Raw genomic sequence first — 903 nt, forward strand, 5'->3', positions numbered from 1 at the left:
GATCATAAAATACACCTCATTGTTCGCGGGCGTAGCAATTTACTTGAAGATGTGAAAGCAGAAGAAGATTTAGAACGATTACGCCATTTGTTTGATGATCTTGAAACGCGTGAAAGTATGGCACAACTTCTCGATTTAACGGATGAAGGTTCTGGGGTTAGAATTTTTATTGGTTCAGAAAATAAGTTATTTTCTCTTTCTGGTTCTTCTTTAGTTGTAGCACCTTATCGTGATTCACAACAAAGAGTCATTGGTGCTTTAGGTGTTATTGGTCCTACACGGCTTAATTATGCAAGGATCGTGCCCATGGTTGATTATACAGCTCAACTTGTGTCACAGTTATTGCGTTAAAACGATGCAAGTAAGTATTTGTACTATAAAAGCTCATTGTATTATATACATCGATACCCCTTGATTTTTGTCTGTAGAATTTCGATATCGAGAATAACGAATCTTATGAAGGAATAAAATTTTTATGTCTGATGAAAAAAACAAATTTACTGACGCTTCATTTGAAAATTGTGATTTAAAAAATCCAGCTGATCGTAATACACTTAAACAGGCAGCCGATGAATTTTTAAAAACACATAAAACAGAGGAACACGAAGTCGTTGAAACAGAAAGCAATGAGGTTAGTGATCTTTTAGCGTCTTTGCAGGATGAAAATAAAGAACTGAAAGATCAGCTTTTACGTCTTGTTGCAGATATGGAAAATCTTCGACGCCGTACTATGCGAGATGTGGCGGATGCAAGAGCTTATTCCATTGCTAATTTTGCACGGGATATGTTATCGGTTTCTGACAATCTCAATCGTGCTTTGGAAGCTATTCCAGAAGGTGCACGGGAGAGTGATGCTGGTTTGAAATCATTGGCAGAAGGCGTTGAAATGACTGAACGTGCCAT

The 903-nt window shown here is 37.3% G+C and carries 1 protein-coding gene and 1 pseudogene; both read left to right on the plus strand.

Annotated features, from left to right (window positions below):
* A pseudogene (hrcA, locus tag ACFIL8_RS11180) lies at window positions 1–351 on the plus strand (heat-inducible transcriptional repressor HrcA); the annotation flags it as partial.
* A gap of 124 nt (window positions 352–475) precedes the next feature.
* The coding region (grpE, locus tag ACFIL8_RS11185) for a nucleotide exchange factor GrpE (RefSeq protein WP_375689860.1) at window positions 476–903 on the plus strand (428 nt) is incomplete at its 3' end.

Source organism: Bartonella sp. AP57NXGY (genome assembly GCF_042195805.1).
Classification (GTDB): Bacteria; Pseudomonadota; Alphaproteobacteria; order Rhizobiales; family Rhizobiaceae; genus Bartonella.